28 protein-coding genes are annotated in these 25137 nt (G+C 69.3%); 10 read left to right on the top strand and 18 right to left on the bottom strand.

Translation table 11 applies throughout. The features are described from left to right. Window positions 1-11 precede the first annotated feature (11 nt). From V2S05_RS11655 to V2S05_RS11705, 11 genes are all read right to left on the bottom strand, one after another. Window positions 12-1283, bottom strand: a complete 1272-nt coding sequence (locus V2S05_RS11655) for an ABC transporter substrate-binding protein (protein WP_413635520.1) — start codon at window positions 1281-1283, stop codon at window positions 12-14. 127 nt (window positions 1284-1410) lie between these two features. Further along, window positions 1411-2235 carry a sulfite exporter TauE/SafE family protein gene (locus V2S05_RS11660; protein ID WP_413635521.1) on the bottom strand — a complete coding sequence of 275 codons (825 nt, stop codon included), beginning with the start codon at window positions 2233-2235 and terminating at the stop codon, window positions 1411-1413. A gap of 61 nt (window positions 2236-2296) precedes the next feature. Then, on the bottom strand, window positions 2297-3052 hold the full coding sequence (locus V2S05_RS11665) for an amino acid ABC transporter ATP-binding protein (protein ID WP_413635522.1): 756 nt from the start codon (window positions 3050-3052) through the stop codon (window positions 2297-2299). Next, window positions 3049-3846, bottom strand: coding sequence for an amino acid ABC transporter permease (locus V2S05_RS11670; protein WP_413635524.1), 798 nt, complete (start codon window positions 3844-3846; stop codon window positions 3049-3051). The genes V2S05_RS11665 and V2S05_RS11670 overlap by 4 nt, the downstream gene beginning before the upstream one ends. 34 nt (window positions 3847-3880) lie before the next feature. Beyond that, a complete protein-coding gene (locus V2S05_RS11675; protein WP_271638551.1) occupies window positions 3881-4699 on the bottom strand; it encodes a transporter substrate-binding domain-containing protein in 819 nt (272 codons plus the stop codon). A 127-nt stretch (window positions 4700-4826) separates the two neighbouring features. Next, window positions 4827-5126 (bottom strand): Dabb family protein, encoded by a 300-nt coding sequence (locus tag V2S05_RS11680; protein WP_413635526.1) that lies wholly within the window; start codon window positions 5124-5126, stop codon window positions 4827-4829. Then, the gene (locus V2S05_RS11685) at window positions 5123-5386 is read right to left on the bottom strand and encodes a glutaredoxin family protein (RefSeq protein WP_413635528.1); all 264 of its coding nucleotides are present in this window, start codon (window positions 5384-5386) and stop codon (window positions 5123-5125) included. The genes V2S05_RS11680 and V2S05_RS11685 overlap by 4 nt, the downstream gene beginning before the upstream one ends. Then, the gene (locus V2S05_RS11690; protein ID WP_413635530.1) at window positions 5383-5676 is read right to left on the bottom strand and encodes a rhodanese-like domain-containing protein; all 294 of its coding nucleotides are present in this window, start codon (window positions 5674-5676) and stop codon (window positions 5383-5385) included. Before V2S05_RS11690 ends, V2S05_RS11685 begins: the two co-directional genes overlap by 4 nt. A gap of 81 nt (window positions 5677-5757) precedes the next feature. After that, window positions 5758-5856, bottom strand: a complete 99-nt coding sequence (locus tag V2S05_RS11695) for a 30S ribosomal protein bS22 (RefSeq protein ID WP_003792170.1) — start codon at window positions 5854-5856, stop codon at window positions 5758-5760. A 114-nt stretch (window positions 5857-5970) separates the two neighbouring features. Then, the gene (locus tag V2S05_RS11700; protein ID WP_271638555.1) at window positions 5971-6162 is read right to left on the bottom strand and encodes a helix-turn-helix domain-containing protein; all 192 of its coding nucleotides are present in this window, start codon (window positions 6160-6162) and stop codon (window positions 5971-5973) included. 82 nt (window positions 6163-6244) lie between these two features. Further along, complete coding sequence (locus tag V2S05_RS11705; protein ID WP_271638556.1) at window positions 6245-6661, bottom strand: ArsR/SmtB family transcription factor; 417 nt, start codon at window positions 6659-6661, stop codon at window positions 6245-6247. A gap of 121 nt (window positions 6662-6782) precedes the next feature. Between V2S05_RS11705 and V2S05_RS11710 the strand changes: the two genes are divergently transcribed. Further along, a complete protein-coding gene (locus V2S05_RS11710; protein WP_413635930.1) occupies window positions 6783-8174 on the top strand; it encodes a TrkH family potassium uptake protein in 1392 nt (463 codons plus the stop codon). A gap of 1 nt (window position 8175) precedes the next feature. Then, window positions 8176-8838, top strand: a complete 663-nt coding sequence (locus V2S05_RS11715; protein ID WP_413635532.1) for a potassium channel family protein — start codon at window positions 8176-8178, stop codon at window positions 8836-8838. 3 nt (window positions 8839-8841) lie between these two features. Here the strand turns inward: V2S05_RS11715 and proC are convergent, their stop codons facing one another. Then, window positions 8842-9681, bottom strand: coding sequence for a pyrroline-5-carboxylate reductase (gene proC, locus V2S05_RS11720; protein ID WP_413635533.1), 840 nt, complete (start codon window positions 9679-9681; stop codon window positions 8842-8844). A 78-nt stretch (window positions 9682-9759) separates the two neighbouring features. Here proC and V2S05_RS11725 point away from each other — a divergent pair, with 78 nt between their 5' ends. The 4 genes from V2S05_RS11725 (at window position 9760) to upp (ending at window position 12086) form a co-directional block, all read left to right on the top strand. Further along, entirely contained in the window at window positions 9760-10731 is a 972-nt protein-coding gene (locus tag V2S05_RS11725) for a cation diffusion facilitator family transporter (protein ID WP_413635535.1), read from the top strand. 12 nt (window positions 10732-10743) lie between these two features. Further along, complete coding sequence (gene tadA / locus V2S05_RS11730) at window positions 10744-11199, top strand: tRNA adenosine(34) deaminase TadA (protein ID WP_413635537.1); 456 nt, start codon at window positions 10744-10746, stop codon at window positions 11197-11199. A 95-nt stretch (window positions 11200-11294) separates the two neighbouring features. Then, window positions 11295-11444, top strand: coding sequence for a hypothetical protein (locus V2S05_RS11735; protein WP_413635538.1), 150 nt, complete (start codon window positions 11295-11297; stop codon window positions 11442-11444). 9 nt (window positions 11445-11453) lie between these two features. Further along, window positions 11454-12086 carry a uracil phosphoribosyltransferase gene (gene upp / locus V2S05_RS11740; RefSeq protein ID WP_413635539.1) on the top strand — a complete coding sequence of 211 codons (633 nt, stop codon included), beginning with the start codon at window positions 11454-11456 and terminating at the stop codon, window positions 12084-12086. Window positions 12087-12171: 85 nt separating this feature from the next. Here the strand turns inward: upp and V2S05_RS11745 are convergent, their stop codons facing one another. Beyond that, window positions 12172-12942, bottom strand: coding sequence for a hypothetical protein (locus V2S05_RS11745; protein WP_413635540.1), 771 nt, complete (start codon window positions 12940-12942; stop codon window positions 12172-12174). A gap of 115 nt (window positions 12943-13057) precedes the next feature. Between V2S05_RS11745 and V2S05_RS11750 the strand changes: the two genes are divergently transcribed. After that, the gene (locus V2S05_RS11750) at window positions 13058-13279 is read left to right on the top strand and encodes a hypothetical protein (protein WP_413635542.1); all 222 of its coding nucleotides are present in this window, start codon (window positions 13058-13060) and stop codon (window positions 13277-13279) included. Between the two features lie 87 nt (window positions 13280-13366). Here V2S05_RS11750 and V2S05_RS11755 read toward each other — a convergent pair whose 3' ends face one another. Then, window positions 13367-16888 (bottom strand): TM0106 family RecB-like putative nuclease, encoded by a 3522-nt coding sequence (locus tag V2S05_RS11755; protein WP_413635544.1) that lies wholly within the window; start codon window positions 16886-16888, stop codon window positions 13367-13369. Between the two features lie 80 nt (window positions 16889-16968). Next, entirely contained in the window at window positions 16969-17787 is an 819-nt protein-coding gene (nadE, locus tag V2S05_RS11760; protein ID WP_413635546.1) for an ammonia-dependent NAD(+) synthetase, read from the bottom strand. Window positions 17788-17836: 49 nt separating this feature from the next. Here nadE and V2S05_RS11765 point away from each other — a divergent pair, with 49 nt between their 5' ends. Further along, window positions 17837-18394, top strand: coding sequence for a nucleoside phosphorylase (locus tag V2S05_RS11765; RefSeq protein WP_413635548.1), 558 nt, complete (start codon window positions 17837-17839; stop codon window positions 18392-18394). On the opposite strand, the gene V2S05_RS11770 is transcribed toward V2S05_RS11765, so the two are convergent. The 3 genes from V2S05_RS11770 to V2S05_RS11780 all read right to left on the bottom strand — a co-directional run bounded on the left by V2S05_RS11770 (window position 18395) and on the right by V2S05_RS11780 (window position 23008). After that, complete coding sequence (locus V2S05_RS11770) at window positions 18395-21445, bottom strand: AAA family ATPase (protein WP_413635550.1); 3051 nt, start codon at window positions 21443-21445, stop codon at window positions 18395-18397. Further along, window positions 21445-22605, bottom strand: a complete 1161-nt coding sequence (locus V2S05_RS11775) for an exonuclease SbcCD subunit D (protein WP_413635552.1) — start codon at window positions 22603-22605, stop codon at window positions 21445-21447. The genes V2S05_RS11770 and V2S05_RS11775 overlap by 1 nt, the downstream gene beginning before the upstream one ends. A gap of 94 nt (window positions 22606-22699) precedes the next feature. Beyond that, window positions 22700-23008, bottom strand: a complete 309-nt coding sequence (locus V2S05_RS11780) for a GNAT family N-acetyltransferase (RefSeq protein ID WP_271638568.1) — start codon at window positions 23006-23008, stop codon at window positions 22700-22702. A gap of 339 nt (window positions 23009-23347) precedes the next feature. Between V2S05_RS11780 and V2S05_RS11785 the strand changes: the two genes are divergently transcribed. After that, window positions 23348-24037 carry a winged helix-turn-helix domain-containing protein gene (locus V2S05_RS11785; protein ID WP_413635553.1) on the top strand — a complete coding sequence of 230 codons (690 nt, stop codon included), beginning with the start codon at window positions 23348-23350 and terminating at the stop codon, window positions 24035-24037. 160 nt (window positions 24038-24197) lie between these two features. Then, a complete protein-coding gene (locus V2S05_RS11790; protein ID WP_413635555.1) occupies window positions 24198-25133 on the top strand; it encodes a DNA-3-methyladenine glycosylase family protein in 936 nt (311 codons plus the stop codon). The last annotated feature ends 4 nt before the right edge of the window (window positions 25134-25137 follow it).

The raw sequence follows: 25137 nt of genomic DNA on the forward strand, positions 1-25137 counted from the left end.
TCTCGCGTGACCTACTGCTGCCCGTACAGCGTGCCGAACTCGGCCTCGACCTGCTTCACCGCCGAGCCGACCGTGGTCTGCCCGGTGATGATGCCCGACGTCGTCGAGATCAGCGTGTTCCACATGCCGTTGGGTAGATACGCGCGGTCGAAGTACGGCACCATGCGCACCTCTCCCGGGGTGAAGAACTGCTCGTAGCTGTCGGAGAGGTCGCCGAGGTCGACGTCGATGTCGGTGAGACCAGCGGGGTTGCCGTCATCGCTGGCGAACTGACCGATGTTCTCCGGTTCAGCGAGGAACTCGAGGAAGTCGAGCGCCTCCTCCTTGTTCTCACCGTCGCGCCACGCGCCGAGCGCGACGCCCTCGCCGCCGATCAGGTACTCCTCGTCGCCGTTGATGGCGGGCACGGGGATGAACCCGATCTGGGCGTCCGGCACGAACTCCTTCGCGCTGAGGGCGAGGGTGTTCTGGATCATCACGAACGCGGTCGTGCCCTGTCCCAGTGCTGCGGCGATGTCATCGCTGGTCGCTGATGAGCAGTCGGGGTTGAAGTAGCCTGCCTTGGCCCACTCGTCGAGCTTGGTGAACATCTCCTCGAATCCGCTGTCGACGAACTCGCCGTCGGCCAGCTTCTCGGACTGCGCCTCGTCGTACGAGCCCGACCCGAGCCAGTCGGCGACGTTGCCGGCGAACCAGTCGTCCTTGCCAGAACTCGACATGGGCACGACGCCTGCGCCCTTGAGCGTGCCGAGCGCCTCGTCGAACGCCTCGATGGTCCCGAGTGACGTGGGGTCGATTCCCGCCTTCTCGAGCACGCTCTTGTTGTACAGGATGCCGGCGACGTCGGTCGTCAGCGGAAGCGCGAAGAACTCGCCGTCGTCGTTCTTCATCGTCGAGTCGAGCACGGGGTTGAGCTGATCCGCCCACGGCTGATCGTCGAGCGGCTCGAGGAACTCGCTATAGCGAAGCAGCGACCATCCGTGCGTGGCCCAGATGTCGGGCAGGTCGCCCGAGCCCATCCGCACCTTCATGTCGCCCTCGTAGTCGCTGCCCAGCGCGACGACGTCGATCTTGACGTCGGGGTTGTCCTTCTCGTACGCCTTGGCAAGCGCGCTGAGCGCCTCGTAGCGGGGCGTCCCCTCCCCCATCGCCGACTGCACTTCGAGCGTGATCTTGTCGCCGTCACCGGGGTCCCCCGATCCCGAGCATCCGCTGAGCGCGACCGCCGCCGCAGTGAGACCGGCGAATCCGACCATGATCCGCATCGAGCCTGGTGACCTCATCGTCCCTCCTCCGTGGGAGCACTGGCGCGCCCGAGCGAGCGCAATTCGGAGTCTACGCGGGAAGACACCGGTCGTGGCAAGGATCGTGTCCGGACGCTTGGCCGGATGCCGGGTTCTGTCGCCGGCATCATCGCTCCGCGAGCAGGGGCGCGACGTTCTCGTTCCACACGTCGACCCCGAGCTTCGCGATCAGCACGATCACGACGGCGAGGAAGACCACGCGGATGAAACCCGATCCGCGCGAGATCGCCATGCGCGAACCGAGGTAGCTGCCCGCGGTGTTGGCGACGCCGAGGATGAGACCCAGCAGCCACAGCACCGCGCCATGCGGGATGAACAGGATCAGGGCGCCGGCGTTGGTGGCGAAGTTCACGATCTTCGCCTTCGCGCTGGACTGCAGGAAGTCGTAGCCGAGCAGCGCAACGAGCGTGATCACGAGGAACGTTCCCGTACCCGGCCCGATGAGACCGTCGTAGAAGCCGATCACCAGTCCTGCCACGCCGGCTGCGATGTGATGGCGATGGCCCGAGAAGCGCAGCGCGGTCGCCGCGCCCAGCTGCGGCCTGAACGCGGTGAACAGCGCGACCGCCAGCAGCGCGACCACGATGATCGGTTTGAAGGCGGATGCCGGAAGCACGGTCGCCACGGCGGCTCCGCCGAAAGATCCCGCCAGCGCGATCGCCGCCATGGGCAGCGCGGTGCGGATGTCGGGCCTGGCCCGGCGATAGTACGTGACGCTGCTCGTCGCGGTGCCGAAGATCGAGCCGAGCTTGTTCGTCGCCAGTGCCTGCACCGGGGTGATGCCCGGGATCAGCAGCACGGCGGGCAGCTGCAGCAGCCCACCCCCGCCGACGACGGCGTCTATCCACCCGGCGCCGAATGCGGCGATTACCACGAGGACGAGCACGCCCCAGGTGAGCTGCTCGAGGCCGAGGAACGCGCCGATCTCCATCACAGTTCAGGATGCCAGATCGGCGCGCCCTCGCCGGACACGACGGGCTCGCCCCTGCGGCTCAGAGCACGCGAGAGAGGAAGTCCTGGGTGCGCGGGTGCTGCGGGTCGGCGAGCACCTCGCGCGGGTCGCCCTGCTCGAGGATGTGCCCGCCGTCCATGAAGATCAGACGCGAGCCGACCTCCCGAGCGAACCCCATCTCGTGCGTGACGACGAGCATCGTCATCCCCTCGTCGGCGAGGGTGCGCATGACCTGCAGCACCTCGCCGACCAGCTCGGGGTCCAGAGCCGACGTCGGCTCGTCGAAGAGCATCATGTCGGGGTTCATGCACAGCGCCCGCGCGATCGCGACGCGCTGCTGCTGACCGCCGGAGAGGTGGCTGGGGAAGGCATCCGCCTTCTCGGCCAGTCCCACGCGCCCGAGCATCTCGCGGGCGACCTGCTCGGCCTCGGCCTTGCTGCGCTTCTTCACCCGCCGCTGCGCGATCGTCAGGTTGCCCAGCACCGACATGTGCGGGAACAGGTTGAAGCTCTGGAACACCATGCCGATGCGCTGACGCACCCGGTCGATGTCAGTGTCCTCATCGGTGACGTCGATGCCCTCGATGAGGATGTGACCGTCGGTCGGCTGCTCGAGCAGGTTCACCGACCGCAGCAGCGTGGACTTCCCCGATCCCGACGGCCCGATGATGCACACGACTTCGCCGCCCAGCACCGTCAGGTCGATGCCCTTGAGCACCTCGTTGTCGCCATAGGACTTGACCAGCCCCTGGATGTCGATCGCAGGTGCGTGGACATCGATCAGGTCCGTGCTCATCTTTCCCTCGCCATCCGCCGCTCCAACCACGCCGTGAAGCGCGTGAGCGGAATCGTCACGATCAGGTACAGCAGCGCCGCCATGATCAGCGGCGTGCCGTTCGCGTTCTGCGTCGAGGCGTCGCGGGCGAAGGTCGTGAGCTCCTTCGACCAGATGAAGGTTCCCGCCACGAACAGCAGCGAGGTGTCCTTCAGCAGCAGCACGAACTCATTCGTCAGCGGCGGGATGATGATGCGGAAACCCTGCGGAATCACGATCCAGAACGTCGTCGCCATGGGCGACATCCCCAGCGAGCGCGCGGCCTCGGTCTGCCCCTTGGGAACCGCCTGCAGGCCCGCCCGGATGGTCTCGGCCATGTAGGCGGACGCCACGAGGACCAGACCGATCAGGCCGAGCACCACCGGCCCGCCGAGATCTTTGCCGGGCACGCCGACCGCGATCGGCAGGATGAACGCGATGGCGAAGATCGTGAGAATCGCCGGCAGCCCGCGGAACAGCTCGATGTAGATCGTCGCAATCCAGCGGAACGGACCGATGACCGACATCTTCATCAGCGCGAACACGATGCCGAGCAGCAGACCGCCGAGGAACGCGACTGCGGTGAACCACAGCGTGTTGACAAGTCCGGTCGTGATGATGCCCGGAAGCATCTTGACCGCGACCTCGGGATTGAAGAACAGCGGACCGAGGCGCGCCCAGTTCGCCGTCAGCGCTACCCACACCGCGATCGCGATGAGCACCGCATAGACGGCGTACCGGTACAGCTTCTGCTTCTGCGTGCGCTTCAGCGCCATGGTCGCATTCCTCCCCGGCGGGGTGCTGCGAGGGTCACTTCGCCGTGAAGAACTGGTCGTAGATCTTCTGGTAGTCGCCGTCGTCCTTCAGCTCCTGGAGCGCGTCGTCGACTGCCTTGCGCAGGGCGTCCTTCTTGCCCTTCTCGAAAGCGAATCCGTACTGCTCGTCGGTCTTGTACTCCTCGACGATCTTGTAGCTCTCGTCGGCCTTCTCGTGCTCGAGGTTGACCGGCTGGTCCTGCAGGATCGCGTCGAGCTGGCCGGCCTGCATCGCGGGCCAGAGGTCGCCGTCGGAGCCCATCTGCAGCAGCTCAGCGCCCTCGGCGTGCTCCTTGGCGTAGCTCTCACCCGTCGTGCCCTGCTGGACGCCGACCGTCTTGCCCTTCAGGTCGTCGATCCCCTTGATGCCCGAGTCGGTGCGGACGAGCAGTGACTGGAGCGACTCGTAGTAGGGCTCGGAGAAGTCGATGTTGGCCTTGCGCTCATCAGTGATCGTCATCGCGGACGCGCCGACGTCGCAGGTGCCCGCCGCCAGCGTCGTGCCGGACTGCAGAGCATCGAAGCCCACGTCCTGCACGTTGAGCTTCAGGTCGAGCTTCTTCGCGACCGCGGCCAGCAGCTCGATGTCGAAGCCGGTGTATCCGGTGCCGTTGTCGCCACCTTCGAACTCGAACGGAGCGTAGGGGATGTCGGAGCAGACCGACAGCGTGCCCGGCGTCACCAGGCCGTACTCGGATCCGGATGCCGACGTGTCGCCGTCACCGTTCGAGTCTGAGCTGCTCGCGCAGCCGGAGAGAGCGAGGACGGCAGCGGCAGCGATGGCGGTGCCGAGGATGAGGGGACGGCGCTTCATGGCCACTCCTTCGTGACGGGGGCTTGCGCCCACGGGCGGGTTGAACACATCTTGTCATGCGGTGCCGAGCATCGTGGCAGCCCGGGGGCGGCGATGCCATCACATTTGCGTTGCACTGTCGGCGCGGTCAGATCTCGAAGTCGACGGCGACCCGCGACGCGACCACCGATTTGATGTACGCACCGGCCTCTTCGTGCGCCGGGTGCACCTGGTACGCATCGAGCGCGTCGAGCGAGTCCACGTCGGCGACCAGCGTCACGTCCCAGTTGACGTCGGGGTCAGCGACGTTCGCGCCGGCAGACACCGCGCGCAGCTCGGGGACGACGCCCATGAGCGCGTTGAGACGGCGAGCGACCTCAGCGGCCTGCTCCGCGCGCACCGAGGCGTCCTCCGCGGCGAGCTTCCAGCTGACGACATGGCGGATCACTTCATGGCCTCCTCGAGTGCCTGACGGAGCCGACCCGGCGAGACGCGCCAGTGCGCGTGCAGCTCGCCGTCGATCAGCACGACGGGGATCTTCTCCCACCAGCGCTCGTACAGCGCAGGATCGTCCGCGATGGACTGCTCGACGATCTCGAGGCGCTCGGCAGCGGCATCCGGCATCTCGGCGACGACGGCGTCGACCACCTCGCCGGCGACCTCGCACAGGTGGCAGTCGGGCTTGCCGATGATGGTGAGCGTCGTCACTGCGCGACCGGACGCCCCTGGGCGACCCAGGCCGCGGTGCCGCCTTCGACGTTCGTGGCGTCGTGGCCGCGATCCGACAGCGCCTCGACCACCCGCGCCGATCGCCCGCCCAGCTCGCAGATCACGTCGAACGCCTCACCGGGCAGCTCGTCCAGACGACCACCCAGCTCGGACATCGGCAGGTTGGTCGCGCCCGGCACGTGCCCGGCCTCGAACTCGTGCCGCTCGCGCACATCGATGAGCGGCACGCCCTCACGCTGCGCGAGCTGGTCGACGGTGATCGACTTCATGGTTCTCCTTCTGTCGCCGCAGACACGAAGCGCCCCTTCGACCGGCTCAGGAGCCATGAGGGGCGCTCGGTGTCGTGCCGCTTACTTCTTGTTGCGGCGCTGGTGGCGAGTCTTGCGAAGCAGCTTGCGGTGCTTCTTCTTCGCCATGCGCTTGCGGCGCTTCTTGATGACTGAACCCACGGAAACCTCACTAAGTCAGGGGTTGGATGCCACGGAAACGGCACCCGGGTACGGGCACGGAAAAAATGCCTCGGACGATTCTAGCAAACGGTCGCACGCCGCCCGAATCGGCCGTCAGCCGACATCGGCATCCGGCGTGCGCATGGCGTCGGCGACGGCGGACTCCGGCACGCGGTAGCTGCGCCCGAAGCGCACGGCCGGCAATTCACCGGCGTGCACGAGGCGGTACACGGTCATCTTGGACACGCGCATGATCTCGGCGACCTCGGCCACCGTCAGGAATCGAACGTCGTGAACGTCGGGCATCCCCAGCACCCCTTTCTGCTGAAGCACAGCATATGGGGTTGCTGCGACAGCTGTAAACACGTGAGACGGATGTGACTCGCGGCTACGTGCCGAGCTTCTTCAGGGCCGACGTCACGACGTGCTTCGCCGAGGCTGCGGCTCGCCCGACGACCTCGGCCGCGTGCGCGGTCTTGGCCGGCAGCGGGGCGAACGGGATGTCGATCAGCGGCGCCTGGTCGCCGTAGGCATCGACCAGGAACGGCACCAGCCAGTCGTCGACCTCCTCGAGAGGACCGACGGAGAGACTGTAGAAGCGGCGCTGGCCCTCTTCCCGCACCGTCACCAGGCTCGCTTCGCGCAGCACCTTCAGATGCTTCGACACGGTCGGCTGGCTGATGCCCAGCCGGCTCACGATCTGCGTCACGCTGGTGCCGCCGTCGCCCTCGGCCGACTCGCTCAGCAGCAGCCGGAGGATGTCTCGCCTCGTGCCGTCCGCGATCACGTCGAAGATGTCGGTCATCCCCTCAGGGTAGTAGGCGCCGCGGCGGAGTACCATGACGAGGGCTCGGCGAGCGGCGCCGGCAGTCGAAGGAAGGGGAACGATGTCGGGCATGGGGTCGGCATCCTCCCCGCAGATCACCATGCGCGGTTTCGGCCGTCGCACGAAGCACCTGGTGACCTCGTCGCCGTCGCGCTTCGCGATCATCATCTTCGCCTCGCTCATCCTCATCTTCACCGGCCTGCTGTCGCTGCCGATCGCGTCGGCCGACGGCACGGTCACGCCGCTGAGTGATGCGCTGTTCACCGCGATGTCGACGATCTGCGTCACCGGGCTCGCGACGGTCGACATGGCCAGCCACTGGTCGCCGTTCGGCAACGTGCTGCTGTTCATCGGCGTGAACATCGGCGGCATGGGCGTGCTGACGCTGGCGTCGGTGATGGGCATGGTGATCTCGAAGCGGCTCGGCCTGCGCGCCAAGCTGCTCGCGGCCGGCGACACCAACCCGATGCGCGCGCACGGCGGTCCGGTCAACGAGAGCCAGACCGTGCGGCTGGGTGAGGTCGGGCAGCTGCTCACCACGGTCGCCCTGTCGACCCTCGTGATCGAGCTCAGCGTCGCAGTGCTGCTCTACCCCGCGCTCGTGTGGGCGGGAATCGACCCGTTCGCCGCCCTGTGGGAGGCGCCGTACTACGCGGCCATGTCGTTCACGAACACCGGCTTCACCCCCAACGCGGGCGGGGTCACCGTCTTCGCCGACGACTATCTCGTGCTGACCATCCTGATGATCAGCATGTTCCTGGGCAGCATCGGCTTCCCGGTGATCTACACCCTCGCCAAGCACGTGTGGCACGTGAAGCGCTGGTCACTGCACTCCAAGCTCACGCTCATCACCACCGGGCTGCTCTTCCTGCTCGGCGCCGCCGTCTTCCTCCTGCTGGAGTTCGACAACCCCGCCACGTTCGGCTCGATGGATGCCGGCGAGACGACCATGAACGCGCTCTTCCTGTCGGCGATGACCCGCTCGGGCGGGTTCAACGTCATCGAGATGTCCGACCTGAACGGCTCTTCGATGCTCGTCGCGTGCATGCTCATGTTCGTCGGCGGCGGCTCGGCATCCACCGCCGGCGGCATCAAGGTGACCACGCTCGCCGTCCTCGCCATCGCGGTCTGGTCGGAGGCGAAGGGACGCCAGTCGGTCGAGGTGTTCGGCCGTCGCATCCCGTCGGACGTGCAGCGCGTCGCACTGTCGGTCGTGGCGTGGGGCGCGACCATCGTCGCCGTCTCGACGGTCATCATCGCCCAGATCACCAAGGCAGACATCATCGACGTGCTCTTCGACGTGATCTCGGCCTTCGGCACCGTGGGACTCAGCTCGGGTCTCACCGCCCAGCTTCCGGACTCCGCCAGCTACGTCCTCGCCGCGACCATCTTCATGGGGCGCGTTGGTACAGTGACACTCGCCGCGGCGGTCGCCGCGACATCCCGCTCGCAGCTCTACTCGCTGCCCGTCGAAAGGCCGATCGTTGGTTGAGATGGTGCGGGGCGACGCCCCGGTGCTCGTGATCGGACTCGGCCGCTTCGGCGCCGCCTGCGCCGGAGAGCTCGACCGTCTCGATCGCGAAGTGCTCGCGATCGACGGCGATCTGGGACTCGTGCAGAAGTGGTCGGAGCGAGTCACCCACACCGTGCAGGCGGATGCCCGCAACATCGAGGCGCTGCGGCAGATCGGCGCCCAGGACTTCCAGGTGGCCGTCGTCGCCGTGGGATCGCTCATCGAGGCATCCGTGCTGATCACCGCGAATCTGGTCGACCTGAAGGTGCCGCAGATCTGGGCGAAGGCCGTCTCGCAGTCGCACGGCAAGATCCTCGCGCGCGTCGGCGCGAATCACGTCATCTACCCCGAGCGGGAGGCCGGCGAGCGCGTCGCCCACCTGGTCAGCGGGCGGATGCTCGACTTCATCCGCTTCGACGACGACTTCGTGCTCGCCAAGATGTACCCGCCGAAGTTCATCCGCGGCGTGCGGCTGAACGAGTCGGGCGTGCGCAGCAAGTACAGCGTGACTGTCGTGGGCGTGAAGAGCCCCGGTAAGCCGTTCCGCTATGCGGAGGCGAACACCGTGGTCACCAACCACGACCTCATCATCGTCTCGGGCACCAACGTCGACATCGAGCGGTTCGCCGGCCTCGACCGGTAGCCGTCAGGAACCCGCGGCGAGCTCCTTCGCACGCGCCAGTGCAGCGGCCGTCGCCTCCGCGAAGACGTCGTCGAGACGGGCGTCCTGCAGCACGGCCACGGCCCGCTCGGTGGTGCCCTTCGGGCTGGTGACGCGGCGGCGCAGTTCCGCCGGGTCCTCGCCCGATGCCGCGAGCAGGGCGGCCGCGCCGATGAAGGTCTGCTCCGACATGAGGCGGGCATCGGCATCCGAGAAGCCCATCCCCCGCGCCGCTTCGGCGAGCTTCTCGATCAGCACGAAGACGTAGGCGGGACCCGATCCCGAGACGGTCGACAGCGCGTCGATCTGCGACTCGGGCACCTCGATGACCGCGCCGACATTCTCGAACAGCGCGCGCACCAGCGCCATGTCGTCGTCCGTCGCGGCGGGTCCTGCGGCGATGCCCGTCACGGCCCGACCCACCGTGGCCGGGGTGTTCGGCATCGATCGCACGGTGCGCACGCCCTCGCCGAGCGCCTCGGTGAAGGTCGCCAGGGTGACACCGGCGGCGAGACTCACGACGATCGCGTCGTCGCGCACCGATGGGGCGATCTCGCGCAGCAGGTCGGGCACCATGGCCGGCTTCACGCCGACCAGGATGATCCGCGCCGCTGCCGCCGCGTCGGTGTTGCCGGCGGGGTTCTCGTCGAGAGCGATGCTCGTCACCCCGGGAAGGGATGCCAGGGCATCCGCCTTCTCGCGGGTGCGATTGGTCGCGACGATCCCGCCGTCGACCTGAACGCCTGACGCGACGACGCCCTGCAGGATCGCACCTCCCATCGAACCTGCTCCGAGGAACGCGACTGCGGGGAGGGAATCGGCCATACACGCCATCCTACGAGCGCTGCCTGCGGGGCGTCGTGCCCTCGCGATCGACAGACGCCGTCGTCGTAGACTCGGGCCATGAGCGCATCCGGCGGCACCAAGGCGATCATCGCGGCTTTCCTGGCGAACATGGGCATCGCCCTGGCGAAGTTCATTGCGTGGGCGCTGTCGGGCTCGGCGTCGATGCTCGCGGAGGCGATCCACTCGGTCGCCGACTCGGGCAACCAGCTGCTGCTCATGCTCGGCAACCGCAAGGCGAACCGCGATGCCGACCGAGCGCACCCGTTCGGATACGGCCGTGAACGGTACGTGTCTGCCTTCGTCGTGTCGATCATCCTGTTCTCGCTCGGCGGACTGTTCGCCGTGTACGAGGGCGTGGAGAAGATCGTCGACCCGCACGAGATCGACCAGACGTGGTGGTGGCTTCCGCTCGCCGTGCTGCTGATCGCGATCGTGCTCGAGGCGACGTCGCTTCGCACCGCGGTGCGCGAGAGCAACGCGGTGCGTGAGCCCGGCCAGTCGTGGATCTCGTTCATCCGCAGGTCGAAGGCTCCCGAGCTGCCCGTGGTGCTGCTCGAAGACACCGGCGCCCTCATCGGCCTGACCTTCGCCCTCTTCGGCGTGGGGCTCACCCTCGTCACGGGCAACCCGCTGTACGACGCGCTGGGCACGCTGATGATCGGCCTGCTGCTGATCCTGATCGCGATCGTCCTGGCGATCGAGACGAAGAGCCTTCTCATCGGCGAAGGCGCGAACCGAGCCGACCACGACAGCATCGTCGACGCCATCGTCGGCGGACCCGACGTCGAGAAACTCATCCACATCAAGACCCTGTACCTCGGCCCCGACGAGCTCATGGTCGCGGCGAAGGTGGCGTTCACGGCCGACAAGACCGTGCGCGAGGCGGCCGCCGACATCGACGAGATCGAGGTGCGGATCCGGGATGCCGTTCCCGCCGCCCGCGTGATCTACCTCGAGCCCGACGTGTATCGCCCGGCACTCGATCCCGAGCCCTCGACCGACGCGTTCGTCTTCCCGTCGTCGGACTGACCCCTGTCCTTCATGACCACCCCGGATGACTCTGCGATGCGTCGCGCCCTCGGGCTCGCTGCGGAGGCGGGTGCCGCCGGCGACGTCCCGGTGGGGGCAGTGGTGCTGGATGCCCGAGGCGCCGTCGTCGGCGAGGGACGCAACCTTCGCGAGCAGACGCACGATCCGACCGCGCACGCGGAAATCGTCGCGCTGCGCGCCGCCGCCGAGGCGCACGGCGGATGGAACCTCGAGGGTCACACCCTCGTGGTGACCCTCGAGCCGTGTGTGATGTGCGCGGGCGCCATCCTGCAGTCCCGCATCGGCCGGGTCGTCTTCGGCGCCTGGGACGACAAGGCGGGAGCGGCCGGCTCCATGTACGACGTGCTGCGCGACCGGCGCCTGCCGTACCGTGCCGAGGTCGTCGGCGGCATCCGCGCCGCCGAGGCGACCGCGCAGCTGCGCGCGTTCTTCGAGACGCGGCGCTGAGGCTCATCATGGCACCCGTCCTCCGCGCGACGGACGCGATGATCTCCCCCGCGCGACGGATGCCCCGCGTGCTGGCGTGCGCATAGCCTGAAGACATGGACAACGCCCCCGCACTGGTGATCATGATGACGACGCTTCCGGCCCTGATCGGCTCGATCGTCGTGGCCGCGAACGCGAAGCGCATCAACGCCGCGCAGAAGGAGCGCCGTGCTGCCCGTGCTGGTGCGCGGACGGTCGCCAAGTAATCTGTACCCATGCGCGTTCATGTGGCCGATCACCCGCTCATCACTCACAAGCTCACCGTGCTGCGGGATGAGAGGACCTCATCTCCGGTCTTCCGTCAGCTGACCGAGGAGCTGGTGACGCTGCTCGCCTATGAGGCGACCCGCGATGTCAAGGTCGAACCGATCGAGGTGAAGACCCCGGTCACGACGACGACGGGCGTGAAGATCGCCGAGCCGCGTCCGATCGTCGTGCCGATCCTGCGCGCCGGTCTCGGGATGCTCGAGGGCCTGGTCAAGCTGATCCCCACCGCCGAGGTCGGATTCCTCGGCATGGTGCGCGATGAAGAGACCTTCGAGCCCACGACCTACGCCGAGCGACTGCCCGACGACCTGAGCGACCGGCAGTGCTTCGCCATCGACCCGATGCTCGCCACGGGCGGTTCGCTGGCGGCGGCGATCCAGTTCCTCTTCGATCGCGGTGCGAAGAACGTGACGGCGATCTGCCTGCTCGGCACCCCCGAGGGCGTCGCGGCGATCGAGAAGATGGTCGGCGACGCCGACGTGACCCTCGTGCTCGGCGCTCTGGACGAGCGCCTCGACGAGAAGGGCTACATCGTGCCCGGACTCGGCGACGCGGGCGACCGCCTGTACGGCACGGTCTGATCTCGTTCACCCCCTCGAGAAACCGCATCCGTAGTGAGAAACCGGTCGGGTTCGGGTCTCTCAGGCGGGATGTGGTTTCTCGCGCTCAGACCGTGAGCACGTAGCCGCGTTCTTCGCCGAACGGCTCGAACCCGGCCCGGGCGAGGATCGGCGCGGAGGTCGAGATCCGGCCCTTGACGAGGGCGGTTCTCGCGCCCATCTCGGCGCCGAGTCGCAGCCGTTCGGCCAGCACGGCGCGATACGCACCGCGACCGCGCGCTTCGGGAAGGGTGGCGGCGCCCCAGAGACGCACGAAGCCGTCGACGACTGTGCATCCGCCGGTGCTGACGGCGACGCCGTCGACGCGCGCGAGGGCTCGACCACCGGTTCCGGATGCCAGTGACTCGGCGTTCTCTTCGAGTTCGTCACGCAGACCCTGCTCGCTGAGGGGACCCTGGTGATCCCACACCGCGACGTTGATCCGGTCGAGCTCGCGGAACTGCTCGGGCGTGCGGACGATCTCCGCCGTGACGTCCTCGGGCACATCGATCGGGCACCCCTCGACGGGGCGGGCGAGCACGGTGACCGTGTCGATGTGCCGTGCACCCCGGCGCTGCAGTTCGTCTTCGAGGTCGGGACGGTCGGACGCGTTGGTCCAGAATGTCAGCTCGGTCTCGCCCCATGCGCGCGTGCGCTCGATCGCATGATCGAGCACCTCCGCCGCGTTCCTCGACGAGCCGACCTGAGATGCTTTGACGCCTCCCCCGAAACGTGCGGGATGGCGCACCAGCTGCAACTCGGTCTTCTCCTGCTCGCTGCCGCGCGGGAACCACACCCACGCCGCTGAAGCGCGCAGGATCTCGTGGACTGTGTGCATGCTGGCAAGCTAGCACCGCTCCGAGAATGAGCCCCGCCACGGTGACCCCGCTGTGCCCCTGGTCGCGCTCGTCAAGGGGGTTGGCCCGGCGGGCCTGGCATCTGATCATCGCGACATGACACGGGATGATCAGCAGAACGAGACGGCGGGCACGGACGACGACACCGAGGCGGTGGAGCAGGTCGTCGAAGAGGTTCGCGACGACATCAGGCACGGCCAGGTCGACGACGACGTCAGCAACGTTCTGGAAGAGCGTTTCGACGAGGCCGGCGTGCGGCTGCGGCCCGAGGCGATCGACGACCTGGCCGAGGACATCGAGAACGACGTCTCGATGTGAGCACTACGCCGCCAGCATCCATCCGGAGGCGACGCCGGTGACACCCGACCGACGCCCACCCGCGATCTGAGCGGGCCGCGGCCCGGGTCAATCGCGATCCGCCCCCACCAGGTGCGCGAAGGCGCTCAGGCGTGCGACGCCCTCGGGAGTCCAGGGCAGATCGTCGAGCAGTGCCGGAGAGTGGACGAGATAAGCGACGCTCTTTGCGCGGGAGATGGCGACGTTGAGCCGGTTCTGCAGCAGCAGGAACTCCGGTCCGCGCGGCGCGTCGCGGCCGCTGGATGCCGCGAGCGAGGTGATCGACACGACCGCCTCCTTGCCCTGGAAGTTGTCGACCGTGCCGACCGCGACATCGCCGTACCCAGCCGCGGACAGCTCGTCGTGGATGAGCTGCTTCTGCGCGTTGTAGGGAGCGACGACGATGATGTCGAGCTGCTCGAGCGGGCGCGGCGGGTCGTCGCACATGCCGTCGACGTACCTGCGCCCGATGAGATCGCGCACGATGCGCACCACCTCGGAGGCCTCCTCGGCGGACTGGGTCGCGTTGCCGCGGTGCCGCACGGGCACGACGTGCAGGCCCGGTTCGACTCCCTCGACGATGCGCTGCTCGGCGCCCGCCGCCGACGCCAGCCGGCTCGCGTACGACAGTCGGGAGACGGGCGCGGCCACCGCCGGATGCATGCGCCACGACTCGGCGAGGAAGTAGCCGTAGCGCGGGTCGATGACCGACGAGCCGTCCATGACCCAGCCGAGCGCGGATGTGTCGACCGGCTCGGGGTGGGTGCCCTGGCTGACCTGCGGCAGCTGCTGCGGGTCGCCGAGCAGCAGCAGTCGCTTGGCGCCGGCGGCGACCGCGATGGTGGATGCGAGCGAGAACTGGCCCGCCTCGTCGATCACGAGCAGGTCGAGACCCTTGCGGTCGACCCGCCTCGTGTTGCTGAAGTCCCACGCCGTCCCGCCGACGACGGCGCCGTGATGCGCATGCTCGGCGAGAAAGGCCGCCATGCCGTCCTTGCGCATGACCGTGAACGCCGGCTCGGCGGCATCCGGGTCTTTCGGCGCCTTCGCGACCTGCGCCGCCGGAACCCCGTCGGCGACGACGCGCTCGAGCAGGTTCTCGACGATGGCGTGCGACTGCGCGACGACGCCGATGCGGTAGCCGTGGTCGCGCACCAGCCGTGCGATCACGTGCGAGCCGGTGTACGTCTTGCCGGTCCCGGGAGGGCCCTGCACGGCGAGATAGCTGTCATCGAGGTCGAGCACACCCCGGACTATCGCGTCGACGACGTCGCCGTCCTCGCCCACCGCGGGCAGCGGGGCGCCGGAGACCGTGCGCGGCGGGATGCGACGCAGGATGTCGGTGGCGGCGTCGTTCGGGAAGACAGGCGAGGCATGATGCAGCGATGCCGCCCACTCCTCGATGGCGCCCTGCTGCGACTGGACGTTCGGCGGCGCGGCAGGAGCCAGAGCGACGGGGAGTTCGTCCCACACCTGGCCCTGCACGGTGCGCTCGCGCACGATGTAGCCGTCGTCGAGCACCTCGACGATCTCGACCTCGTGCGGCACGTGGATGACGCGCGCGGGTGCGGGCGCGTCGAACGGTGTCGGCACCCCGTAGAGCGCGAACGGCCGCCCTCCGACGCCGAGCGTGCTGCCGGGTGCGACCTCGCCGCGCAGCCGAACCAGCCTGGTCTGGGCACGACGACCCTCGTCGACCGCCCAGTCGGCGTCGACGCGGCTGACCGTCGCATCGACGCGCAGCACGTCACGCGTGGACTCCCAGATCGACACCGGTTCGCGCAGTCGCTGGAAGTGCCCCTGCCAGAAGCTCTTCGCCTCACGCGGGTGGTAGTCGATCGCCGCAGCCGCGACCCGGTACGACGCCGCACTCGCCTCGTCGCCAGCGCGGCCCGCCTCGGTCTGCAGCGCGAGCGACAGCGGCGACGGCTCGTAGGCCCGCGTCTCGGGGTCATCCGGCGGAGCGGGGACGACGCCGGCCTCTCTGGCGAGGCCGATCAGCCAGTCGCGCAGTCGTCTGGTCGACACGCAGTCGTAGCGGTTGTAGTCGGCGAGGTCATCGAGAATGGCCTGCGCCTCGACCTCCCGACCGGATGCGCGCAGTTCGCGCGCCTGCACGTACTGGACGATCGAGTCGTCGCCCTTCTGCACGTCGCTCGTGCGCACCTCGTCACCCATGTAGAGCGGCTCAAGCTTCTTGATCGAGTACGAGCGCGATCCGATGCGCACCGAGCGCAGCACGATCGGGTACAGGTCGACGAAGACGCCTTCGCGCAGCAGCCGGTCGACGTCGGCCTCTCCGACGCCGTGCCGCGCCGCCATCGCCGAGAGATGCGAGGTCTCGTACGGCGCGTAGTGGTAGATGTGCATGTCGGGATGCGTCTGCCGTCGCAGCTTCACGAACTCGAGGAAGTCGAGCAGCGCAGCCCTCTCGTCGGCGAAGGTGTGCGCCCAGAGAGCCGAGTACTGCTCGGCATTGTCGGTCCACCCGAACAGGTAGTCGATGCCCCACCGCGGGCTCTCACCCGGCGCGGTGGGCTCGGTGTAAAGCGGATCGCCCTCGAAGTCGAAGAACAGATCGCCCCGGCTGGGGCGCGGCATCAGTCCGATGGCGTTCGCGGAGACGAGCTCGAACGGCGGGATGGCGTCGGACTCGCCTGACACCCCCGCCTGTAGTCGGGCCTGTGCGCGCAGCGCGGTGAAGGTGTCGGCGTTCATGCCGTCTGGCGCATCCGCTGCGACGGCGAGATCATCGATCGAACGGATGCCCGCTGTGCGCAGTCGCTGTCGCTGCACCGGACGCATGCGAGCGACCATCAGCAGGTCACGGTGCGCCGTCACCTGCTCGTCGCACGTCGCGCAGCGCCCGCAGGCGGTGATGTGCAGATCGCCACGGTCGTCGCCCCAGGCCAGCGGCTCGCCCGCGACGCCGTCGGCGACGCGCCGGTCGGAGATCAGGCTGCGCAGGCGTGCCCGGCGCACATGGAAGAGGGGAAGCAGGTCGTCGACTCGGTGCGTGCTCATCGTTCCGTCACCGAGGATCAGATCGACCTCGTCGGAGCGGGGGATGCCCAGCCGATCGAGCTGATCGACATATGCGCCGAGCTGCATGAGAGCGGTCGCGCGCGCCGTGCGGGCGAGCTTCGAGTCCTGCACTCGCCAGCGCCCGACACTCTCTCCGGGCAGCGGCTCGTCGCGCGCGATGAAGTCCGCGAACCCGACGAACTCGGGAGTCGAGAAGGCTGCCTGGAACACCAGCGAGGCATCCGACCGCAGCGCGCGCGCTGTGGCCTCGACCGTGGCGGCCAGCTCACCGGCATCCGCCGAGGAGACCTTCGGCAGAACGACCACGCCGGGACCGCCGTCGACCGACTCCCCCAGTTCGCTGATGTACCGCTCGAGAACCTGCTCCTCATGGCGGTCGCCGAGACGCGCGGCACGTTCGAGCGTGGCATCCTCCGGCTCTGCCACGGCGGGAACACGACCGAGCTTCGCATCGAGTGCGCGCGCCCACGCGAACTCGCACTCCGCCGCCAGCTTCAGGTCGCTGGCGCTCCACACGACCCGATTCTCCGCTGCGATGACCCGCACGATGCCCCTCTCCCTTGCCTGCCCTCGACACTATCCGCAGGCTCGGACATCACCGGGCGCCCGGTGCTCAGCGCGGGTGCTCAGCGCCACCACCCGTCGGCCGGAGCGACGGGGAGATGCCGCTTGTGTCGGGACGCGAGGTACTTCTGCTCGATGATCGCGGCGGCCGCCGGCTCGATCTCCCGGCCCTCGAGGTAGTCGTCGATCTGCTCGTACGTGAGGCCGAGCTCGTCCTCGTCGGAGCGCCCGGGCATGCCGTCGAGCAGATCGGCGGTGGGCACCTTCGTGTAGAGGTGCTCGGGGGCACCGAGCTGCTTGAGCATCGCACGGCCCTGGCGTTTGTCGAGCCCGGCGAGCGGGACGAGGTCGGCCGCTCCGTCGCCGAACTTCGTGTAGAAGCCGGTCACCGCCTCGGCGGCATGGTCGGTGCCGATCACCAGCAGCCCATCGTGACCTCCGAGCGCGTACTGCACCACCATCCGCATCCGCGCCTTGATGTTGCCGCGGTTGAAGTCGGAGATGCTCGCCCCCAGCCCCTCCTCGAGGTCGCGCTCGAGCCCGTCGACGCCGTTCTGGATGTTGACCGTGACCGAGCGATCGGCCGCGACGAAGTCGATCGCCGACTCCGCGTCCGCGGCATCCGCCTGCACACGGAACGGCAGACGCACCGCGAGGAACGTCGCCTCGCCTCCCTCTGCTCGCACCCGCTCGACGGCGAGCTGCGCCAGGCGACCGGCGAGGGTTGAGTCCTGGCCGCCGGAGATGCCGAGCACGAACCCCTTCGCGCCGGTCGCGCGCAGGTAGTCGACGAGGAATCCGATCCTCTTCTCGTTCTCGGCCGCGGGGTCGATCTCGGGCTTCACGCCCAGGTCTTCGATGATCTGCTGCTGCATGGTCATGGCGCCTCCTTCGTCGGTACCAGTCTCCCCCAGCTGAGAGGATGGGGGCGTGAGACTTCTCGTCGCCGCCCTGGCATCCGAACTTCAGGCCTTCCCCGCCGAGCTCCCCGGGTTCGACCGGCTGGTGACCGGCCCCGGCAAGCTCATGGCCGCCTACGGGCTGACCCGCGCACTCGACGCGAAGCGCTATGACGAGATCGTCGTGGTCGGCACCGCCGGCGCGGTGGACGACTCGGTCGAGTCGGGGATCTACGACGTGAGCGCGGCGATCCAGCACGACGTGCAGGATCTCGACGGCGTGGTCGGACAGCACGTGTCGCTGCCCTCTCGGGTCGAGACCGGCCGTGACGGCGTGACCATCGCGACGGGCGACATCTTCGTGGACGACGCCGACGCCGTGGCGCGCATCCGCGGCCTCGGCGGCGTGCTCGTCGACATGGAGACGTTCTCGTTCATCTGGGTGGCGCAGAAGTTCGGCGTGCCGATCCGGGTGATGCGCGTGGTCTCGGACCGCGCTCAAGACGGCGCGACGCAGGTGTGGGATGACGTCGTCGCCGCGTGCAGCGCGCAGCTCTGGAAGCACATGCGCAGCGAGTACCCGCTCTGATCAGCTCGATCGCCGCGGCGCATCGATGACGCTGTGCCCGTCGGGCACCGTGCGCACGCTGAGCTGAGCGGGAATCTGCTCCTGCATCGCCTCTACGTGGCTGATCACCCCGACGGTGCGCCCGCCTTGGCGCAGCTCGTCGAGCGTGCGCATCGCCGTCTCGAGCGTGTCGGCGTCGAGCGAGCCGAATCCCTCGTCGATGAAGAGCGTGTCGAGCCGGATGCCGCCCGCGCGGGCTGTGACGACTTCGGCCAGCCCGAGCGCCAGTGCGAGCGACGACAGGAACGTCTCACCCCCGGAGAGGGACTTCGCGGGCCTGGTCTGCCCGGTGAACGCGTCGAACACGACGATGCCGAGCCCGGATGCCGCGCCGCGCGCTGCGAGCGCGTCGGAGTGACGCAGCTGGTAGCGGCCGTCGGACATGTCGTGCAAGCGCAGGTTGGCGGCGGCGACGATCTCTTCGAGCTCGGCCGCGAGCACGAATGTCTCGAGGTTCATCTTGTGCGTGTTGCCTGACCGGCCGGCGAGCGCGTCGGCCAGACCTCGGATCACCTCGAACTCGGCGGCCTGCTCGGCCGATGCCTCATGGGCGCGAGCGGCGGAGTCGACGGTCGCGGTGAGGCCCCTCTGCACGCTGCGCGCCTGACTGTCGGCGTCGACGGCAGCCTGCCAGGCGGCGCGGGCATGCAGCGCCTCCTGTTCGGCGGCCGCGAGGTCGATCGGCTCGTCGGGAAGCATGCGCATCTCGAGGTCGAGCAGGAGCGCGCGTTCTTTCTTCACGTCCACCGCGTAGGCAGTGATGCGCTCGTCGAGGGCCGAGAGCTCCGAGGCGCCGAGCATGGCCTGCTCAGCGTCGGTCGCGTCGTCGAAGACGGAGGCGTCGAGCGCTTCGGCGAGCTCGGCGACTGCGGCGCGCTCGTGCTCGGCGGCGTCGGCGTGCGCCTGGATCGCGTCGGCGGCCGCGGTGGCGAGCGCGATCTGCTCTCGTGCCTCGGCCAGCCGGTCGGCGACCGTATCGTGATCTCCCCGAGCGCGCTCGATCGCGACGTCGGCGTCGGCGTTGCGCTGCTCGGCGAGCGACAGCTCGGTGCGACATGCGGCGAGCGCCTCGGATGCCGCTGTCCGGCGCCGTTCGAGGTCGACGAGACTGCGCTGCAGCCCGTCGAGCCTGTCGCTGAGCTGCCCGACGCGTGCGGCGGCCGCTGCCGCGGCATCGCGGGCGGCGAGGGCCTGGGCGAGCTGTGCGCTCGCGTCGTCGACGCCGAGTCCGCCGGAGCGCTCGACGGCGGCGGCGAGTTCGGCGGTGCGCTCGGCGAGGGCGCGCGATGCGGCGCGCTCGGCGGTCGTGGCCGCGTCTCGCGCGACCTCGGCGGCGGCGATGTCGTCGGCCGACACCGGGTCGGCGTGCGCGGCCGGAGCCGGGTGCGCGGTCGAGCCGCACACGGCGCAGGGCTCGCCGTCGACGAGGGCCGTGGCGAGTTCGCCGGCGTAGCCGTCGAGACGGCGCCGGCGCAGCTGCGCGAGCTCGCCTTGAGCGCGGGTGTGCGCATCGGACGCGTCGGACTCGGCCGACGCCGCTGCGGCCACCGCCGCACGCAGCCGCTCGGCATCGACGGCGCCCGCGTGCTGCTTCTCGGCCAGCGCCACGGCCTGAGTGGCGCTGCCGAGCTGGTCGCCGTCGCGTCGGGCCGCGTCGCGCTCGGTGGTCAGCGCGTCGATCTCGGCCGGAAGCGCGTCGCGCTCGGCCTCGAGGGCGGCGAGCGCATCGGTCGCCGCGGTCGCCGCGGTCTGCGCCGCCATCAGGTCTGCGGCGCGCCGGGCTGCACCGGCCTCGAGCTCGGCTGCCTGCTGCCAGGCACCGCACTCTCGAGTGCGCTCGGATGCCAGCTCGCGGTACTCGACGGCGCGTATGCGGTCGGGTTTCGCGCGGTGCGCGGCAGCGTCCGGTCGGGTCGCCTTCTGCGCAACCGCTTCCTGGTCTGTGCGAAGGGGATCCGCGGCGGCGACGGCTCGCTGCTCGGTCTGCGCTGCGGCGGCTCGAGCGACGGATGCCCGGGTCGCCGCGACGATGAGAGGGCGCAGAGCTGCGGCCGCGCGGGCGCGATCACGCCGAGTCGTGGCATCCGCGATCTCGTCTGCCTGCGCGTCCAGCGCCGCCAGCGCCGAGCGCGCACGCTCGCGCTCGGATTGCGCCTGACGCTGCTCTTTCAGTGTCGTCAGCACCGCGTCGGCCGACGCCAGCGCCTTCTCGGCAGCATCCCGCTCGGCCCCGAGCCGCTCGACACGGTAGTCGGCGCGGGCGATGGCGCGGCGAAGATGCTCGATCCTGGCATCCGTCGTCTCAGGCGGGGCAGCCGCATCGTCGCCCCACAGCTCGGCGTCGGCGACGATGCGCTCGGCCTCGTCGAGGCGCGCGTCGACCGACGCTCTGCTGCCGCCGAGCGCGCTCTCGGCCTCGCGCCGACGCTCGTCGAAACGCGCCTGGTAGTCGGCGAACCGCTCGGTGCCGAACAGGCGGCGCAGCAGCGCCTGGCGTTCGCGACTGTCGGCGAGCAGGAAGTCGGCGAACCTGTTCTGCGCGAGCAGGATGACCTGCAGGAACTGCTCTTGGGTGAGCTGGAGGATCTCATTCAGCTCGTTCGCGACGTCGACGGCGCGAGCTGCGATCCCCACCCAGCCAGCGTCCGTGAGCTCTTCCAGCGAGACTGCGGCGGCCTGCTTGGTGAGCCCTCCGCCGCGCTTGGCCGGTCGCTGGTACTCGGGCGAGCGCGCGACGCGATACCGGCCGGCGACCGTGCTGAACTCGACGACGACCTCGGTGATGTCGTCGGGTTCGCAGTGGTCGCTGCGCAGCCGCCTCTCGCCGCCCTTCTCGTAGCGGGGCACTCCGCCGTACAGCCCGAAGCAGACGGCGTCGAGGATGCTCGACTTGCCGGCGCCCGTCCGCCCCGCGATCAGGAAGATGCCGTCGTCGGCGAAAGCGTCGAAGTCGATGCTCTGGCGCTCGCGGAACGGCCCGAACCCCTCGATCTCGAGGCGATGCAGCTGCATCAGACGAGCGCCTCGGCGCGCACCCGGTCATCGAGCACCTCGCGGATCAGCTCGGCTTCGCGGTCGGTCGCTCCCTGTCCGGCGCGCACGTGCTCGAGGAACGCCTCGATGCGGTCGGCGTCGCTGACCGCGGCGCGCAATCGCTGCGTGTACGAGCGCTCGTGGGCCACATCCGCCCCCTCGGGCTGGTGCTGCACCAGCGCGCAGAACGGGAACCGCTCGCGCAGCCGCCGCATCGGCTCGTGCTGCGGCACGGCGTCGGTGTAGACCGCGCACACCCAGTCATCGAAGTGACGGGCGGCGTTGTCGTCGCTGAGGATCTCGTCGAGCGGCCCGGTGAGCGTCACGAGGGCGCGCGGTACGGGCAGATCGAGCCACTCCACCGTCGCGAGGCCATCGGCATCGAGGTCGACCAGCCACGAGCCGCGCTGCTTGTGCTGCTCGCCGAAGCTGTAGTGCAGCGGCGCGCCCGAGTAACGCACCCGGTCACTCAGCTGCTGACGGCCGTGGATGTGCCCGAGGGCCACGTAATCGGGGCCGTCGAAGCCGGCCAGGGGCACCATGTCGAGACCGCCCTGGCGCACCTCGCGCTCGAGCCCCGCGGTCACCTCGACGCCCGCGGCAAAGCAGTGGGCGACCGCGACCGATCGACCGGCGTTGATCGCCATGCCCTCCCGCACCAGATCCATGGCGTGCTGCATCACCTGCGCCTGGGTGCGCAGCGCGCGCTCGTCGTCGATCCAGTGCTGCCGCACGATCGCCGGCTCGAGATACGGGATGCCGAAGAAGTGCACCGGGCCGTGCTCGTCGTGCACGGTGACGGGGGTCGAGATCGCGCGCGGATCGGTGAGCACGTGGATGCCGTCGCGCAGCAGACGGGAGTGGAACCCCAGCCGGGCGGCGGAGTCGTGGTTGCCGCTCGTCATGACGACGGTGGCGCCCGTCTCATGCAGTGCCAGCAGCGCGTCGTCGAGAAGCGTGTACGCGGATGCTGCCGGCGTGGCCGAATCGAACACATCGCCCGCGACGATCACCACGTCGACCGCGTGCTCACGCACCTGCGCGACCAGCGCGTCGAGCACCTCGGCCAGCGCCTCGAGCGTCGAATGCCCGTGGAACGTGCGGCCGATGTGCCAGTCGGAGGTGTGCAGGATGCGCATACCCACACGGTACGTACCGCCTCCGACATCGCGTCCGAGGCGTGCCGCGCTCCGCTCACCCCGGGCGCTCGGGCGAGCTGCCACCCGCCGCGACTCAGCGGCGCCGCAGCAGATGCCGCTTGTCGGGATGCGCGTCGAACCAGTCGGCGACGTACCAGCACACGGGGTCGATCCGGCGGTCGCCGCGAGCCTCGATCTCGGCGACGGCGCCCGCCACCACCCTGGCGGCATATCCGTGCCCGCGGTGCGTCGGGATCGTGTACGCCCGGGTCATCGCGACGGTCGTGCCGTCGTCGCGATAGTCGAGCACGCTCACCAGTTCGCCGTCGCGCGTGAGAGTGCAGCGCGAGGCATCCTTCTCGTCGAGGAACACGAAATCGGCGGCATCCGGGGTTGAACTCACCCCACAACGTTACGTCGTGTTTCACAGGCAGGATTGTCACGTTTTGACATGGAAGGTCTCAGTGGGAAATAATCGCCCCCATGACCACCAACGCAAGCCCTCTGTCCGCCCAGGAGGCGAACGGGACTGCCGGGATGATGATGCCCGGTCGCGTTGGCATGTGTTGCCGAATGTGTTGCTAAGGCGCAACCACCCAGCCTGACTCGCTGAATTCTCCTCGATCTGAGGACGAGTCTCTGAGCGCCCACCCTTCGCGCTCATCACCCCACCGGCTCCGCCCGGTCATTCGTGCAACGCATCCCGAGCCCCTCGGCTCATATCCGTGAAGGATCCATCATCATGTCGAACACCGCCCTCCTCGAGCGTCCCGTCACCGCCCCCGTCCGCGTCGTCTCCCCCGCAGACGCCGCCGCCGATCTCCCCTCCGTCCGCTCGCCGCGCGGATTCGCGCTCTACGTCGGCATCGACGAGATCAAGGCCGCATCGGCCGGCGTGAGCCTCCCCGTGCTCGTCGACGCGCTGCGCCGCACGCTCGCCGAGCTCGCTCCTGGCGCCGAGACGCACGCCACCGTCGCCCTCGCGCCGCAGTCGGCCGGCGGCCGCGACCTCGACGTCGTGCGCCTCGCCCTGCACGAGCCCGGCGCGATCGCCCGTGCCAACGCCGCTGTCGAAGAGGAGAAGGACGAGGAGTCCGGCGTCGTCGTCGACATCTCCCGCAAGCGCGTGCTGCTCGACGGCGAGTCCGCCTCGTTCACCTACAAGGAGTTCGAGCTGCTGCAGTACCTCGTGCTTCGCGAAGGCCGCACCATCGAGCGCAGCGAGCTCGTATCGGCCCTGTGGCAGGCGTCGTCCGATGAAGAGGCGCCCGGCGAGCGCACCATCGACGTGCACGTGCGTCGCCTGCGCGCCAAGCTCGGCCGCCACGAAGACATCGTGCGCACCGTGCGCGGCGTCGGCTACCGCTTCGACCGTCACGCCGACGTGTCGATCCGCTACGGTCACGGCACCCCCTCGCCCGACCGCTTCTGACGCTTCTCCGCGGCGCCTTCACTTGCGCCGAGACCCCCACTTGCTGCTGACACCCCCGGGTACGGGCGTTCGCAGCAGGGGGTGTCGGCGACAACTAGGGGTCTCGGCGCTTCGGCCGATGCCGAGAGACGATGTCAGGGGCGCCGCGTAGGGTTCTGGCATGACCCTGATGACGGATGCTCCCGCGCCTGCGCGCGAGAGCGTCTACCGGCCGGGGCATCCGCTCGACCTGCATCGCACGGTCGGGATGCTGCGACGCGGAGGCGGTGATCCGACTGTGGTCATCGACGGCGGCCGGATCTGGATGACCTTCCGGACGGATGCCGGGATCGCGACGCTGTGCCTTCGGCAGGCCTCCGGCGAGGTGCACGCAGCCGCCTGGGGTCCGGGAGCCGCGGAAGCGCTCGACGCCGTACCGCGGCTCTGCGGCTCGGACGACGACGATTCCGGGTTCGTCGTCGGCCACGCCAGGCTCGAGGATGTCGCGCGGCGGCACCCGGGCATCCGGATGGCGCGAACCGATCGTGTCTTCGACGCCCTCGTCTGCGCGATCATCGAGCAGAAGGTCACCGGCATGCAGGCGTTCGGGGCGTGGCGGTACCTCGTGAGCCGATTCGGCGAGCGCGCGCCCGGCCCGACCCCGCGGCCCATGTTCGCCTCCCCCTCACACGAGGTGTGGCGGGGGATTCCGTCGTGGCAATGGCACCGGGCGGCGGTCGAGCCGCCGCAGTCGCGCACGATCGTCGCCGCCGCGCGGCGCGGCGCCAGCGTCGAGCGCGCGACTCTCGCCGCAGTCGACGGGGCCGACCGCGACCGCGTGCTGACGAGCCTGCACGGCGTCGGTGTGTGGACCTCCGCCGAGACGCGCATCCGTGCGCTGGGCGACCCCGATGCCGTCAGCGTCGGCGACTATCACCTCGCGCACGAGGTCGGCTTCGCGCTCACCGGTCACCGCACCGACGACGACGGGATGCTCGAGCTGCTCGCCCCGTGGACCGGGCACCGGCAGCGCATCATCCGGCTGATCTGGGCATCCGGATCCCGCGAGCCGCGCCGCGGCGCCCGCCTCGCCCCCGAAGACCACCGCGGCCGCTGAGCCT

This window comes from Microbacterium sp. OR16, from assembly GCF_047306725.1.
GTDB lineage: Bacteria > Actinomycetota > Actinomycetes > Actinomycetales > Microbacteriaceae > Microbacterium.